The 15,947-nt window shown below is 38.2% G+C and carries 14 protein-coding genes; 4 read left to right on the top strand and 10 right to left on the bottom strand.

Going from position 1 to position 15,947, the window contains the following annotated elements; genetic code table 11:
* The 4 genes from E2R67_RS00005 to gcvH form a co-directional block, all read right to left on the bottom strand.
* A partial coding sequence (locus E2R67_RS00005) for a transposase (protein WP_134288850.1) occupies window positions 1–849 on the bottom strand: 849 nt, incomplete at its 3' end.
* Between the two features lie 193 nt (window positions 850–1,042).
* Entirely contained in the window at window positions 1,043–1,657 is a 615-nt protein-coding gene (locus E2R67_RS00010; RefSeq protein WP_134288851.1) for a DJ-1/PfpI family protein, read from the bottom strand.
* 346 nt (window positions 1,658–2,003) lie between these two features.
* Window positions 2,004–4,925 carry an aminomethyl-transferring glycine dehydrogenase gene (gene gcvP, locus E2R67_RS00015; RefSeq protein ID WP_134288852.1) on the bottom strand — a complete coding sequence of 974 codons (2,922 nt, stop codon included), beginning with the start codon at window positions 4,923–4,925 and terminating at the stop codon, window positions 2,004–2,006.
* Between the two features lie 150 nt (window positions 4,926–5,075).
* Entirely contained in the window at window positions 5,076–5,462 is a 387-nt protein-coding gene (gene gcvH, locus E2R67_RS00020; RefSeq protein ID WP_134288853.1) for a glycine cleavage system protein GcvH, read from the bottom strand.
* A gap of 319 nt (window positions 5,463–5,781) precedes the next feature.
* Here gcvH and E2R67_RS00025 point away from each other — a divergent pair, with 319 nt between their 5' ends.
* From E2R67_RS00025 to E2R67_RS00035, 3 genes are all read left to right on the top strand, one after another.
* Complete coding sequence (locus E2R67_RS00025) at window positions 5,782–6,408, top strand: helix-turn-helix domain-containing protein (protein ID WP_134288854.1); 627 nt, start codon at window positions 5,782–5,784, stop codon at window positions 6,406–6,408.
* A gap of 91 nt (window positions 6,409–6,499) precedes the next feature.
* A complete protein-coding gene (gcvT, locus tag E2R67_RS00030) occupies window positions 6,500–7,618 on the top strand; it encodes a glycine cleavage system aminomethyltransferase GcvT (protein ID WP_134288855.1) in 1,119 nt (372 codons plus the stop codon).
* A 73-nt stretch (window positions 7,619–7,691) separates the two neighbouring features.
* A complete protein-coding gene (locus E2R67_RS00035; protein WP_134288856.1) occupies window positions 7,692–8,429 on the top strand; it encodes a pseudouridine synthase in 738 nt (245 codons plus the stop codon).
* A 35-nt stretch (window positions 8,430–8,464) separates the two neighbouring features.
* Here the strand turns inward: E2R67_RS00035 and E2R67_RS00040 are convergent, their stop codons facing one another.
* On the bottom strand, window positions 8,465–9,388 hold the full coding sequence (locus E2R67_RS00040; RefSeq protein WP_134288857.1) for a M14 family metallopeptidase: 924 nt from the start codon (window positions 9,386–9,388) through the stop codon (window positions 8,465–8,467).
* Between the two features lie 153 nt (window positions 9,389–9,541).
* On the opposite strand from E2R67_RS00040, the gene trhA reads away from it, so the two are divergent.
* A complete protein-coding gene (gene trhA, locus E2R67_RS00045; protein WP_134288858.1) occupies window positions 9,542–10,168 on the top strand; it encodes a PAQR family membrane homeostasis protein TrhA in 627 nt (208 codons plus the stop codon).
* A gap of 66 nt (window positions 10,169–10,234) precedes the next feature.
* Here the strand turns inward: trhA and E2R67_RS00050 are convergent, their stop codons facing one another.
* From E2R67_RS00050 to E2R67_RS00070, 5 genes are all read right to left on the bottom strand, one after another.
* The gene (locus E2R67_RS00050) at window positions 10,235–11,041 is read right to left on the bottom strand and encodes an ABC transporter ATP-binding protein (RefSeq protein WP_134288859.1); all 807 of its coding nucleotides are present in this window, start codon (window positions 11,039–11,041) and stop codon (window positions 10,235–10,237) included.
* A gap of 33 nt (window positions 11,042–11,074) precedes the next feature.
* Window positions 11,075–12,070: an ABC transporter permease gene (locus tag E2R67_RS00055; protein WP_134288860.1), complete on the bottom strand. Its 996-nt coding sequence runs from the start codon at window positions 12,068–12,070 to the stop codon at window positions 11,075–11,077.
* A 162-nt stretch (window positions 12,071–12,232) separates the two neighbouring features.
* Complete coding sequence (locus tag E2R67_RS00060; RefSeq protein ID WP_134288861.1) at window positions 12,233–13,618, bottom strand: CmpA/NrtA family ABC transporter substrate-binding protein; 1,386 nt, start codon at window positions 13,616–13,618, stop codon at window positions 12,233–12,235.
* 643 nt (window positions 13,619–14,261) lie between these two features.
* Window positions 14,262–15,446 (bottom strand): NnrS family protein, encoded by a 1,185-nt coding sequence (locus E2R67_RS00065; RefSeq protein ID WP_134288862.1) that lies wholly within the window; start codon window positions 15,444–15,446, stop codon window positions 14,262–14,264.
* Between the two features lie 28 nt (window positions 15,447–15,474).
* Window positions 15,475–15,918 (bottom strand): RrF2 family transcriptional regulator, encoded by a 444-nt coding sequence (locus E2R67_RS00070; protein WP_134288863.1) that lies wholly within the window; start codon window positions 15,916–15,918, stop codon window positions 15,475–15,477.
* Window positions 15,919–15,947 lie beyond the last annotated feature (29 nt).

The following is a 15,947-nucleotide window of genomic DNA, read 5'->3' on the forward strand; positions in this document are numbered from 1 at the left end:
TTGTAGCTGTTCGATGGCAGGTTTTAAGGTTTGTTGTTCACCAACTGAGCCCCATGTTTGCGCTTGTAAAATAATCTGGTGTTTATCATCATTAATCGCAATACCGTTATAACCTTGAATCGTTCCTTTACTGGTGGTCATTTTCGCACTGTCTGGGTCTGTGATATTACTTTTCACAGGCGTCTTACGACTGCCTAACTTTTCTTCATTCATTGCTAAAAATGCTTTAATTTTATTAGCACTTTTATCAAGCTTGGACTGCTGCTTTAAATCATGCGCCACTTCATCTTCACTCAACCCATCTTGTGCTTGATGACGTGCAAGAATACGTTGACTTGCTCGGCGTAACTTCATTTGCTTACGCTCAAGCTCATCAAATGTTCCACTCCATTCTTTGCTAGCATTCGAACGAATTTTACATCCATCGATAGCGAACATGTTTCGTCCTATCAATCCTTCTTTGTCGCATATCATCAAGACTTGTGTGAACAACGGCTCTATTTGGTCTTTCATTTTGGTAACAAAGTTAGCGATAGAAGTGTAATGTGGTTGTTCATCTCCCGACAAACTCATGAAGGTAATATTGCTTTCACAGGCATTCGCAATGCGTCGGCTACTAATTAACCCACGAGAATAACCAAACAGAATTATCTTTAACATCACCGATGGAGAGTAAGCTGCTGCTCCGCCTTTATCATTGTCATACCATTTATCAAAAGAGCTTAAATCAAGATGTTTATCGACGATATGGGAAAGAGCGTATTCAAAGGTACCGGGAATAATTTGCTGTGCGAAATCAATTGGAATGAATTTACTTTGGCAAGATAGGTCAGGTTTATAGTTGGCCATCACGTTTAACTCTGAGCGAATAATAACTATTAGATCACAGACGAACAGCTCAATCAAGGTTGTTTTTTATACAATTAGATGTAATTAGAAAAATGCATGAAAATACGTTTTTTGGAGAAATTCTACAGCCTCAACGCCTAGCTCACAGGAAAAATGCGAGCGCAGCGAGTGTTTTTTCCTGTGCAGCTACTTGTTAGGCGGCATTCGTCGTTTGTAAAAATGGAGAAACGACTGACATGCTATGCGCTACCGTTGAATCTTTTTCTCCGACTGGAGCAACATAATGTATTGCGGACTCGGCAGCCTCAATACCTGCGAGCTTGGCAATTATCCAAGCTGCTAAGTATTGTGATGACATACAGCCACCTGCGGTTGCAATATTCCCCTCAGCAAAAAAAGGCTGGTTTAGTACCTTTACTCCTGATTCGACAACCCAAGGTTTAGTGGTCAAATCAGTACAGGCAGGTAACCCGTTCAAAATACCTAAAACAGAAAGTAGCAAAGTGCCCGAGCACTGTGCGCAAATTAGTTGCTTTTCGGGGTTTAAGTTGAGCCTATCCAGAATTTCACTATCTTTAGCAATGTCTCGTGTGTAGATTCCACTGCCCACGAGCACAACGTCAGCGTTTTCTGCAAATTCTAATGGCTGTTGAGCAGTAATTTGAACGCCATTCATTGAGGTTACATTTTCAGAAGGGCATGTAATCTGCACATTCCAGCCAGAGCCTTTCATGCGATTCAGTACGCCAGCGGCGATAAACGAATCTAGTTCATTAAAGCCCTCGAAGGTTAATATTGCGATATTCATATTTAGATCCTGTGGGTTAGCAGTTTTCGCCTAACATCTTATTAGACGGAACAATTCCGCACTTACGGTGGAAATACGGAATACATTAATTGTTTAAAATTTGATTAATATTACGCTTCACAAGTTGTAAATCAATACATTAAAGGAAAAAGTAAAATCATCATCATGTGGAAAGGCGGAAAATTTCCGTATTAACAACCGAAATACGGAATTTACACTTAATGTTATTTATAGAATGGAATTCTTGTTTCCATTTGTTGTTCTGATGAATCTACATCACCCAAAAACAAAAAAGCGAATCATCTCTGATTCGCTTTTCATATCAACTTAGTAATAAAGAGAAGAACTAGTCTTCCATATAACTTTCTATGCTCGGACATGAACAAATTAAGTTACGGTCTCCAAATACGTTATCAACACGGTTTACGGTCGGCCAGTATTTAGCGCCTTTGCTGAATGCGGAAGGGAAACAAGCTTGCTCGCGTGAATAAGCGTGTGTCCATTCAGTTTCCATTAAATCAACCTGTGTATGTGGTGCATTTACTAGTGGATTATCTTCTAGCGTGAATTCACCTGATTCTACTTGGCTAACTTCATGGCGAATGGCAATCATGGCGTCACAGAATCTATCTAGTTCGCCTAAGTCTTCTGATTCCGTCGGCTCAATCATTAGCGTGCCGGCAACTGGGAATGACATCGTTGGTGCGTGGAAACCAAAGTCCATTAAACGTTTCGCAATATCTTCACCTGAAATGCCAGATGTTGCTTCTAATGGGCGAATGTCGATAATACATTCATGTGCTACGCGACCTTGTGACCCTCTGAATAAAACAGGGTAGTGTGGACGTAAACGTTCCATCACGTAGTTTGCATTTAAAATTGCAAGCTTAGTGGCTTCCGTTAATCCTTGTTCACCCATCATTGCAATGTACGCATAGGAAATCGGTAAAATTGACGCTGAGCCTAACTCGGCAGCTGACACCGCATATTGAGCTTGCTCGCTTCGTTGCGCTTTTTTACCCATTAAAGGATCAGATTCAACGTGTCCCGGTAGGAAAGGAATCAAATGCGATTTAACACCAATTGGTCCCATACCTGGGCCGCCGCCGCCATGCGGAATACAGAAGGTTTTATGTAAGTTAAGATGTGATACATCAGAGCCAATAAAGCCCGGAGTGGTTAACCCAACTTGTGCATTCATGTTTGCGCCATCTAAGTAAACTTGACCGCCAGCTTCATGAACCCATTCACACACTTCTTGAATTGACTCTTCGTAAACACCGTGTGTCGAAGGATAAGTGATCATGATGCACGATAAGTTTTCGCGATGTAGTTCGATTTTTGCTTTTAAATCAGCATGGTCGATATTACCTAGTTCATCACAGGCAACCACAACCACTTTCATCGATACCATTGCCGCAGAAGCAGGGTTAGTGCCGTGTGCTGAACTTGGAATTAAACAAACATTACGGTGTGCATCGCCATTATGCTCATGGTAACGCTGAATAGCGATTAACCCTGCATATTCACCTTGTGCACCTGAGTTTGGTTGTAGTGAGAAACCATCGTAACCGGTGATTTCACACAACATCGTCGTTAATCTATCTGCTAATTCTTGGTAACCTAAACTTTGATTGGTTGGTGCAAAAGGGTGCATTTGTCCAAATTCAGGCCACGTTACAGGTAACATTTCAGCGGCAGCATTTAACTTCATGGTACAGCTACCTAGTGGGATCATTCCGTGTGTTAATGAATAGTCTTTGTTTTCTAGTTTCTTCATGTAACGCATCATATTAGTTTCACTATGATGTGCAGAGAAAATAGGGTGCGTTAAGTAGCTTGAAGTACGGCGACAACTTGCTGGAATCGCTGCAAACTCATCTTTTGCGATGGTTTCACTGAAGCTATCGACTGAGATTGTTTCACCTGTAATGGCAAGTACTAGATCTTCAACATCTTTTGCTGTTGTTGTTTCATCTAAACTAATGCCTAGTTGAACGGTTTTGCCATTTGCTGCAGCAAACTGACGTAAGTTCATACCTTGTGCTAATGCACGCTGATAAATCGTTGCAGTTTGATCGTTAGTATTTAACGTTAAGGTATCAAAGAAAGTGTTATTAACTAACTCAACACCTTGGCTTTGTAATGCAGCCGCTAAGATTGCTGTGTAATGATGGATACGACGACCAATTTTAAGTAATCCTTTTGGCCCGTGGTATAACGCATAAAATGCCGCCATGTTTGCAAGTAATGCTTGCGCAGTACAAATGTTAGAAGTGGCTTTTTCACGGCGAATATGTTGTTCGCGTGTTTGCATTGCCATACGTAATGCTTGTTTGCCTTTGCTGTCTTTAGAAACACCGATAACACGGCCTGGCATAGTACGTTTGAATTTATCACGCGTTGCCATGAAGCCTGCATGTGGGCCACCAAATCCCATTGGTACACCAAAACGTTGTGCACTACCAATCACAACATCAGCGTCCATTTCACCCGGCGCTTTTAATACGGTTAGTGCTAAGAGGTCTGAAGCAACCGTTACTAATGTCTTTTTAGCGTGTGCTTGTTCAATGATCTCTGTTAGATCTTGTACTGAACCGGTTGTGCTTGGGTATTGTAAAATGGCACCAAATGCATCGTGGTTCGCTAACTCTTCTGCGCTGCCTGTAATGATGTCATAACCAATGTATTCTGCACGAGTACGAATAACGTCAATGGTTTGTGGGTGCAAATCGTTGCTGACAAAGAATGCGTTACTTTTATTTTTAGTGGCACGTTTACATAATGTCATTGATTCAGCGGCAGCTGTTGCTTCATCTAATAAAGAAGCATTCGCTAAATCCATTGCCGTTAAATCCATCACTGCTTGTTGGTAGTTTAAAAGTGATTCTAAACGACCTTGAGAAATTTCTGGTTGGTAAGGAGTGTAAGCCGTGTACCAACCTGGGTTCTCTAACACATTACGTAAAATAACATTAGGTGTGAATGTGTTGTAATAACCTTGACCGATAAAACTACGGTTAACTATGTTTTTTTCTGCAATGCTTTTTAATGACGCTAGCATCTCAGTTTCACTTTGTGGCTCCGCTAATGTCATTTTTTCAGGTAAACGGATAGCAGCAGGGACGGTTTCGTCAATCAATTGCTCTAAACTGGCTACGCCAATAGTATCCAACATAGTTTGTTGTTGATCAGCATTAGGTCCGTTGTGACGTGATGCGAATTCCTGTTGATCACTTAATAAGTCGAGTAATGTTTGAGTCGTCATAATTATCCTAAACAGTGGCAGAAAAAGTGGCTGTATTCTTAATGTTCTTGATATAACGCGCTTAGAATCTTATTGCTCTTAGCTAAGCGCGTTTAAACATAAAGGTGTTTAGTGATTCGTACACCTTATTTAATTTAATATTTTGAAGAATTAATCTTCTTCTTCAGGATTTGCTGCGTGGTAATCTTCACTTGATAGTAAGTTCTCTAGTTCAGCTTCATCAGATAGTTTGATTTTAACAATCCAACCTGCAGAGTAAGGTGATTCATTTACTAATTCTGGGCTACCTTCAAGGTCTTCATTAATTTCAACAACTTGACCAGTTACTGGAGCATATAAGTCAGAAGCCGCTTTAACTGATTCAACTAATGAGAAAGCTTCGCCCGCTTCAGTCTCATCATCTACTTCTGGTAAATCAACAAACACAACATCGCCCAATAATTTTTGAGCTTGGTTTGAAATACCCATAGTGATAGTACCGTCACCGTTATCTAATACCCATTCGTGCGTTTCTGTGAACTTTAATGTGCTTTCCATAATAATCCTTAGCTAGTAAATGATGTTTAAATTAACTTAATGTTGAAACCAAAGCGTGCTTTTCAAAATGTTTCCAATAATGGAATTTTGTTAATCAACTGTGTAAAACCTGCTTAAACAGTCTAATTTATCGACTGATTGTCGCATTAGTTAACAAGTGGCTAACAATTTCGAGGTATTATAAGGGGTTATTTATCCAATGTTGAGCAAAAGTTTCCAAAAGGAAACATTATTTCTCGAATGTGATCTAGATCGTTATTTTGTCGTGCGCTTTTATTTTGGATGTTTAATATAGTGGATACGAATCAGGAGAGTAGTAATGAGTGACCAGCAACAACAAGATATTTATCCATCAATGACCATTTCAACGGATCAAAGCGAGCAAAAAATTGCACCTATCAAGTTAGGTGAGCGCTTAAAAGAAATACGTACGTCATTGGGATTAACGCTAGAAGAAGCAAGCCAAAAAACAGGTTTGGCGCGTTCGACTTTATCTAAAATTGAAAATGAACAAATTTCTCCGACTTTCCAAGCGATGCAAAAACTCACCAGTGGATTGCAAATTAATATCCCACAACTATTTGCAGCACCTAAAAAGGTGAATACAACAGGACGCCGTGACATTACCCGTAAAGATTTAGGTAAACCACATCCTACTTCAACTTATGAGCATGAGTTATTAGCGACACAATTGACTAATAAAAAGATGATGCCCTTTAAATCTTTAATACGTGCGCGTGATTTTGATGCTTATGCCGATTGGATACGCCATGACGGCGAAGAATTTCTATTAGTATTAAGCGGTGAACTTACCTTTTATTCGGAATATTACGAACCCGTTAATTTGAGTGAAGGTGATTCTGTTTATTATGATGCGAATATGGGGCATATGCTGGTTTCTGTGAGTGAAGAAGATGCTTCTATTTTGTGGGTAACAGCCTCTTAATAACGCACTTTGAAACAACATTTATCTAAAACTGTTAACACTATAATAAATCTTAAAACGTTAATTTTATCTATTTTGGAGTAAAACTGAGATGTCAGAACAATTACTGGTTACACCATTACATGCTTTACATATTGAGATGGGCGCAAGAATGGTGCCTTTTGCTGGTTATGATATGCCCGTGCAATATCCCTTAGGTGTAAAGAAAGAACACTTACATTGTCGTCAACAAGCGGGATTATTTGACGTATCGCATATGGGACAGCTTCGTTTAAAAGGTGTGAATGCAGCGGCTGAATTAGAAAAATTAGTGCCAGTTGATATTATTGATTTACCTAATGGTAAACAGCGTTATGCTTTCTTCACTAATGAACAAGGTGGTATTAGCGATGATTTGATGGTGACAAACTTCGGTGACCATTTATTTGTGGTAGTCAATGCTGCGTGTAAAACACAAGATATTGCCCATTTGAAAGCGAATCTATCTGCTGATGTGGAATTAGAAATCATTGAAGATCGTGCTTTATTAGCGATTCAAGGTCCTAAAGCTGTCGATGTATTAGCTAAGTTAAACCCAAGCGTGAACAACATGGTGTTTATGGATGCAGAGAAAGTAGAATTAGTTGGTGTTGAATGTTACGTAAGCCGATCGGGTTATACGGGTGAAGATGGTTTTGAGATTTCAGTTCCTGCAGCACAAGCTGAACAATTAGCACGTGAATTATTAGCCAATGAAGAAGTGGAATGGATTGGTCTTGGTGCTCGTGATTCATTACGTTTAGAATGTGGATTGTGTTTATACGGCCACGATCTAGATGAAACAACAACGCCTGTTGAAGCAAGTTTGCTTTGGGGAATTAGTAAAGCTCGCCGAGCTGATGGACTTCGCGCCGGTGGTTTTATTGGTAGTGAGATCATTCTAGATCAAATCGCGACTAAAAATGTTTCTCGCAAACGTATTGGGTTAGTTGGACAAACTAAAGCGCCTGTGCGTGAAGGGGCTAAGTTATTTGATGCAGACGATAATGAAATTGGCATTGTGACCAGCGGTACTTTTGGACCATCTAAAGGGATTCCAGTTGCGATGGGATATATTGCTACTGCCTTTGCAACTATTGGCACTGAAGTATTTGCTGAAGTACGCGGCAAAAAACTAGCCATGACTGTTGAAAAAATGCCTTTTGTTGCACAAAGTTATTTCCGCGGCTAACACTTGGCAGTTAATAAGCGACTGATTTATAGAAATAAATAGTAGGTTGTTAGCAATAAAATAGTAGAGAAAGATGCGCTTAGATAAGTTTATTTGTAAAAGTACGGAGTTGGATAAACAACAAGCGTTGTTGGTACTTCAAGGTAAAAAAGTCTCAGTGAATGGCGACCTTATTATTGATCCTGCATTTCAAGTGCATGATAATAATAAGGTCACTTTAAACGACCAAGTATTAGTTCCTCGTCCTTTTCGTTATATTCTAATGCATAAACCTGCCGCAATGATTTGCTCCAATGTTGATGAAGTTTATCCTTCTGCCTTTAATTTATTAACGTTTGAGAATGAAATCGTTAATACTGAATTTAAAGGAAGTGACTCTATTGCACTTAACTCTGATGAGTTTCATATAGCAGGTCGCCTAGATGCAGATACCACGGGATTAGTGCTGATAACTGATGATGGGAGCTGGACTTATAATATTACTTTACCTAACAGTGGTTGTAAGAAAGTGTATCGTGTCGGTTTATCAAAACCATTCAAAGTTGAGTTAATCAGTCAGTTTGAGCAGGGCATTCAATTACAGGGTGAAGCACAACTGACTCTGCCAGCTTCAATAAAAATCATTAATTCAAAAGAAGTATTGTTAACTATTACTGAAGGTAAATTCCATCAAGTAAAGCGCATGTTTGCTGCCATAGGTAATCGTGTTGTTTCTTTGCATAGACAGCAAATTGGAAATATAAAGCTTGATGTAGCAGTAGGAAAATGGCGCTATTTAACGCCACTTGAAGTTAATTATGAAAGTAACTGATATTTAAATAAAACTTAAAATCACAAGTGTCACCACTAAGTGCTCTTGTTGATGATGAAGTCTAAGGCTGCTTTGATCGCTGCTACCTGTGCGTTGTTGCAATCAGCGTCAGTTACTTTGTCACTGTCAGGATAAACTTCTGTTGTGGTTGTGTAAGAGGCATTAGTGACGCTTGCACATAATCCTAACTCAGTCAGAGGGTAGTAAATAACTCCTTCACTTTCGGCTTTAGAACCAATGATTTCGCCTTTTTCATCTGCTGGTGCAATATGTGTCACCTTAGAAACGGCATTGATGATTGCATCCTGAAATTCAGTTTGTTTATTTTCTGAATCACCCACTAAATAGAATCCATCTGGAATAGATTCTTGATTATATTCTTTACCGTCACGCGCACATAAAGCGGGGCGAAACTCTGTTTCATCTGAATCAGTGGTTTCGTGTAAATCAATATGCATTACAAATTCAGTCTCTAATTTAGCAATGAATTGCATCACGCTATTTGCTTCTTCACTTGGGCTTTGCTTGATGAATGAGCGATTTGGATCAACAGTATAAGGGTTCCAACGGACAATATGTTCGTAACCCCAAGGGCTAACACAAGGTAACGTGAGTATATTGAAATGTGAGAGGTAGGTGTTATCTAACTCTTTTAAAAACTGTATTGCACCTTGCACGCCACTGGTTTCATAACCATGCACGCCACCGGTAATTAATATTGATGGTTTGTTAGGTTGCCAATTTTTAGTTTTAAGCGCAAATAATGGATAAGCTTCTGGATTAATAGAAAGTGAGCCATATTGAACGAGTTCAAAGCCGTCAGCTAAAGCTTTTAATTTAGCGACCACTTGATCTTGATATGAACGTTTTTTTACGTTGGATTCAAACCAAGTCTTTTTATCTTGATCGGTCCAAGGTAAACCCGCTGAACCTATAGGGTAAAATGCATTCTTTGGCATTATTGTTCCTTTAGTGTATTTAAGTGGCTGTTTTATTAGTCAATTATGACCCACTTTTATTTTTAATGAGTTGTAGTAGGCTTGCTATCGCTTTACTATCTACTTTTATTATTAGCGATGTTATGCATCAGCTTACAGAAAATGGAGTGTTTTATGTACTATGGTGAAAAATTAAATAGTATTACACACCTTATTGGCGCTATTTTAGCATTAGTTGGTTTTGGTGTGTTATTAACTATTGCGCTCGAAGCGTATCATTGGCGTATTATTGTTGGGTTTACTGTATTCGGTTTAACCTTAATTATGCTTTATAGCATGTCGACTTTATATCATAGCTTTCGCGCTCCTGCGCTCAAAAAGATATTCCAAGAGTTAGATCATGCTTCAATTTATCTCTTAATTGCAGGTACTTATACACCTTATATGTTGCTTTCATTAGAGAATAGCGACGGATTGTTGATGCTTGCCATTGTATGGGGATTAGCGGTTGTGGGATTATGTATTGACCTATTTGTTGAAAAACGCATCGAGTGGTTACAAATCCTAATCTATTTGGCCATGGGATGGATCTGTGTTTTTAAATATTCAGCATTACAAACTGCAATTCCCGGTGATGGAGTATTGTGGTTAACAATTGGTGGTTTAGCTTATACCATTGGTGTGATTTTTTATGTTTTAGATGGCATGAAGAAACTTAAACATGCACATGGTATTTGGCATCTATTTGTTTTGGTAGGATCGATAAGCCATTTTATTTCAATCGCGCTTTATGTGAGATAGTTTATTAATTTCAAAGCAATAAAAAGGGGACAATTAAGTCCCCATTTTTATATCTAAAGTATCAAATTAAGCAGTTTTAGTGCTTGTATCTACTTTACGTTGTTTTTCATATAAGAAAGTTAATACTTCCGATCTTAGACGGTTGTAATTAGCATCTTTAGATAAGCTTAAACGGTCACGTGGACGCTCTAAATTAACATCTAAGATTTCACCAATCGTTGCACTTGGACCATTAGTCATCATTACAATGCGGTCTGAAAGTAAAACGGCTTCATCAACATCATGGGTGATCATGATCACCGTGTTGTTTAATTCGTTTTGAATTTCCATTAATGAATCTTGCATATGGGCTCTTGTTAACGCATCTAATGCACCAAAAGGTTCATCCATTAACAAAACTTCTGGCTGCATTGCTAAAGCACGCGCAATTCCCACACGTTGCTTCATACCACCAGATATTTCATTAGGGCGCTTGTACATTGCGTGATCCATATGAACTAATTTAAGGTTATGTTCAATCCAATCTTTCTTTTCTGGTTTGCTCATGGTTTTACCGAAGACTTGTTCAACAGCCAATTCAACATTTTGATAAGCAGTTAACCAAGGCAGTAAAGAATGGTTTTGGAATACCACTGCACGTTCAGGTCCGGGTTCTGTCACTTCTTTACCGGCTAATATAACACCGCCTTTTGAAGCTTGGTAAAGACCTGCCACCACATTCAATACTGTAGATTTACCACAGCCTGAATGCCCAATTAGTGAAACAAATTCACCTTTTTTAATTTGTAAATCAACACCTTTCAGCGCTGTAAAATCACCCGATGGAGTCGGGAATACCATATCAATATGGCTTATATCAAGTAATGCACTCATTGTAATTTCCTCAATCTCTTATGAATCAGTGTGTTAAACAGTCGTTGCTGATTTATCCCAAGATGCCATGCGTTGTAGCTGCAACATGCCTCTATCAAGAACAAAACCTATAAAACCAATAACAATAACCGCGGCCATGATGCGCGCTAATGAATCTGAACTACCATTTTGGAATTCATCCCAAACAAACTTACCTAGACCTGGGTTTTGTGCCAACATTTCTGCAGCAATTAATACCATCCAAGCGACACCAAATGATAAGCGCATACCTGTAAAGATCATTGGTACAGAAGCGGGTAATACAATTTTTTGAACATGTTTTAATATTGGTAAACGTAGAACTCGGCTTACATTTTTCAAGTCTTGATCTAACGATGAAACACCAATCGAAGTATTAATGACCATAGGCCATAAGCTACATAAGGTTACTGTTAATAATGAATTGATGAATGACTTCGCTACCACAGGGTCATCCGTTACATACAATGCACTTACAACGATAGTTACGAGGGGTAACCATGCTAATGGAGAAACAGGTTTGAATATTTGAATAATTGGGTTGATGGCAGAGTTTAAGTTTTTACTTAACCCCATGGCGATACCTAGTGGAATAGCAATAATCGCTGCTAATAAAAATCCGCTTGTCACTGTAATTAAACTAGTGATGATTTGATCTAAAAATGTTTCTTTACCTGTGTAATCTCTTACTTTTGGTTGATAACTAGGATCTGCTGCTACGCGCTTTTCATTTCTGATTGTTTGACGTTCATAGAATTTTTCTGCTTTAACACGCTCTGCGACATGTTCATCATATAATGTACCAAATTGCTCATAAACAGCGGTTGGACCAGGGAATTGACCGAGTGATGTATTAATGTTTTTGGCTGCAATACTCCAAAGCATAAGAAAAATCATGATGCCTACAAGCGGTAGAATTGATGCTTTACCGACAGACTTGATTAATCCTAGAATATTGATCGACGATAAATTTGCTATTGAAAACTTACTCGATAGAGAGGTACTTGTCATTATGACTCATCCTTTTTAAACGCTGTTTGAACTGTTTACTTAGTTTAGTTACGAGTTAATTTAACTCGCCTAAAACGATATTTTTATTTACTACAACTTATTTATTAGTTAAATGAAGGCTTAATGAAAACGAAGTGTTAACAATAAGCCTTCTGTTAGATTTTATAATTTTGTATCTTTAGTTAGACCAATTTTAAATGAATCTATATATGCGTTTGGTGTATTACCATCGTAAGTTAGATTATCGATGAAATGTTTCTGTGGTGCGCGGAAACCTTTTTCTGTTGCAAAATCAGGAAAGTCTTTTGCATCTGCTAGTTTTTCATCAATTAATGACTGTGCTGCTTGTTGGTAAATATCTGGGCGGTAAACTTTTTTCGCTAAGTCTTTGTACCATTCATCTGATTTAGCTTCTGAAATTTGACCCCAGCGACGCATTTGCGTTAAGTACCAAATAGCATCTGAGTAGTAAGGGTAAGTTGCATTATGTCTAAAGAATACGTTGAAATCAGGCACTGCACGTTTGTCGCCTTTTTCGTATTCAAACGTTCCCGTCATACTATTTGCAATAACTTCATAATCTGCGCCTACATAGTTAGACTGAGATAAGATTTTTACTGCCGCAGGGCGGTTTGCATTATCTTTTTCATCTAACCACATTGCTGCACGAATTAATGCTCGTGTTAAACGGATAGTCGTATTAGGGTATTTTTCAGCAAACTCAGCAGTTAAACCAAATACTTTTTCTGGATTGTTTTTCCAGATTTCGTAATCTGTTACTACTGGCACACCGATACCTTTAAATACAGCTTGTTGGTTCCATGGTTCTCCTACGCTGTAACCGTAGATTGTGCCTGCTTCTAAAGTAGAAGGCATTTGCGGTGGTGGTGTTACAGATAAGATTGCATCTGCATCAATATGTCCGCTCGTATCACCTTTATGAGGTGCATAGAAACCTGGGTGGATACCGCCAGCGGCTAACCAGTAACGCAATTCATAGTTATGCGTTGATACTGGGAATACCATACCCATATTGAATGGTTTACCTTGGTTCTTGTAAGATTCAACAACTGGTTTTAACGCATCTGCTTTAATTGGATGTACTGGTCGGCCATCTGCCATTTTAGGAATATTTGGCTTCATTTGAGCCCAAATGTCATTTGAAACAGTAATGGCATTACCGTTTAAATCCATAGAGAAAGGAGTAATGATATGTGCCTTGGTACCAAAACCCATTGTTGCAGCAATTGGTTGGCCAGCTAACATATGTGCACCGTCTAGGCTGCCATCAATTAATCCGTTTAATAATACTTTCCAGTTTGCTTGTGCTTCGATAGTTACATAAAGACCTTCATCTTCGAAATAACCATTTTCATAAGCAATGGCAATTGGTGCCATATCAGTTAGTTTGATGAAACCGAATTTTAGCTCTTCCTTTTCTGGGTACCCTAATTTTTCAGCTTGTGAAAATGATACTAGTGTCGCAGAGATTGCGAGACCTAATGCTAGTTTTTTAGCGGCGAACTTGACTGGTTTAATCCAACTCATGGGTAAGATCCTTTTAATGTAATAAAGTGTTTAATAACATTTCAAATAATGTTTCTTAATACCTTTCTGAGAAGGGGATTAAGAAGCATTGTTGCTTTACTAAATGAAAAACAGAATGACCTGATTTTGTTTTATTCGTGTCATAGTCATTTTTAGTTAAATTCTAAATCGATTCAAAAGTTAACATGTGTTTAACATTCTTAATAAGGCACAATGTGTGCCACTTATTAGTAGTTGTTTTGAATCAGTTGCTTAGATGTTTTTTTAGTGTTTCTGTGTGTTTTGAACGCGCAATCTAAGTGCACAATAAAAGTAAAATAAATGTAATCACGCACTGCAGAGGTGCACAAAAGTAGTGCAGTTCTAACGCGTTAAAATGAAGAGCTTATTTTCTGTGATCATAGGTTCTGAAAAAGGCGGGGTAATCTTATTACTTTGTAGGTACGAAAAAGCAGCCTTCAAAGACTGCTTTTAATAAAAGAGAGTGAGTTTTATCGCTACTCTTTTTCTTGTTTTTCCTGCGCTTCTTGCTTCTTTTGATCTTCGTGACTTGATCCACCACATCCACCACAACAACTCATTGTTTCCTCCTAATAAGAATAAATAAAAAATGTAATGTCTTAGATATCTTTTAAATCGAGTTCTAAGACACTCTTGGCTTAACCAAAATAGGCAAATAAACGACAATGAAACATCCAAATGCGACCGTCCATAGAAGAACAGTTAATGAGATCACATGAATGTAATTATCAATAAAATAAGTGCCAAATACTCGTACGACAAAAGCTAAAATGATGCTGACAAAAGCAAAGCTCATGGTTTTTCCAACTACAATCATACGACCTGTATGGCCCAATGAAACTCGTGAAATCATACTTAGTATCATTGTCGCCATCGCACCAAGTGTTAAGGTATGTATAGCTTGTGAATGACTAACAACCCCGACTTCTGCCAGGCCAAACATTAATAAACCAATAGCAATACACCAATAGCTAAGATGAAGAGACCAAACTAATGGGGTTGTTAATGTTACAGAAAATTTCCAACGGAATACTCTAATGGCATGAATCACCGCAGTAATTATGAATAAAGTTGCAATTAATCCTGTCGGTAGTTCAACAATCGCTGACACTGAGATGACTGATAATACAATGCTGATAATGGATAACTTTTCTAATAATGGATTGGCATTTACTCTGGGTGTTTGAGTACCATTTGCAGTGAACATAGGAAATACACGTCCGCCCATAATACACATCACAAGGGTAATTAATAACACCATAAATGTCGCAGCTTGGTTTGTTAATATTGGGTTAAAAGTCATGACACTATAATGAAAAACACTGTTGGTCGCTGCCATGATTAATAAAATTGGCACAAACATGAGATTCCGCCATAACTTTGTTTTGATAATCGGTACAGCTAACGCTAGAGCCGCCAAAGGTAAAAAAGCTATATCTAAAATCATTGGTAGATAGATTGGTAGTTGTTCCGGCATAAACAAGGCGATTCTAGCTAATAACCATATAATAACTAAAGCACCTAAACCTTTACCATGTAGGCTTCTAACCCCACTCCAATTTTGTACTGCCGTTAATAAAAAACCAACAATCACTGTTGCAGCAAAGGCAAATAACATTTCATGGATATGCCACCAAAGACCGCCACCATATAAATTGACCTGCATTTTTCCAGATAAAATTCCTGCCCAAATAATTAAGCTGAAAGTACTAAATACCGAAGCAAATAAAAAGAAGGGACGGAATGCAAACTCTAAAAAAGCCATTGGTTGTTTTTCTTTATTGTTTGGTTCTGAAATTTTAATCATGGTTTCACCATTGTGTTAAGCCTATAACTTAGAGTAAGTTTATCGCCAATAGATTGGTTAAAGCCGCTTCTTCTTGTTCACCAATAAGGTCTTGTAATGTGTAAGCGTCTAATGTTTTAAAAAAATTCTCTTGTGCTTCGGCGAAGATATTCTTTAATTGGCAGCTAGGGGTGATCACGCATTTGTTCTCAGCTCCAAAGCATTCAATCAATTTGCTTTTATCTTCTATTTCTCTGACTAGTGCACCAACATTAATCTCTTTGGCATCTCGGTTAAGCTTAATGCCGCCATTTTTACCACGCGTTGCCAATACATAACTTTGCTGATTAAGCTGCTGTACGATTTTCATCAAATGATTCTTAGAAATCTGATAACTCGTCGCTATATCGCTGATTGTTGTTAGTTGCTGTTTATTTATTGCCAAGTAAATTAAAACCCGTAATGAATAATCTGTATATCGTGTAATTTGCATGTTTATGCCTTAAATTAATAAGATGTATT

It is taken from the genome of Psychromonas algicola (genome assembly GCF_004378355.1).
GTDB lineage: Bacteria > Pseudomonadota > Gammaproteobacteria > Enterobacterales > Psychromonadaceae > Psychromonas.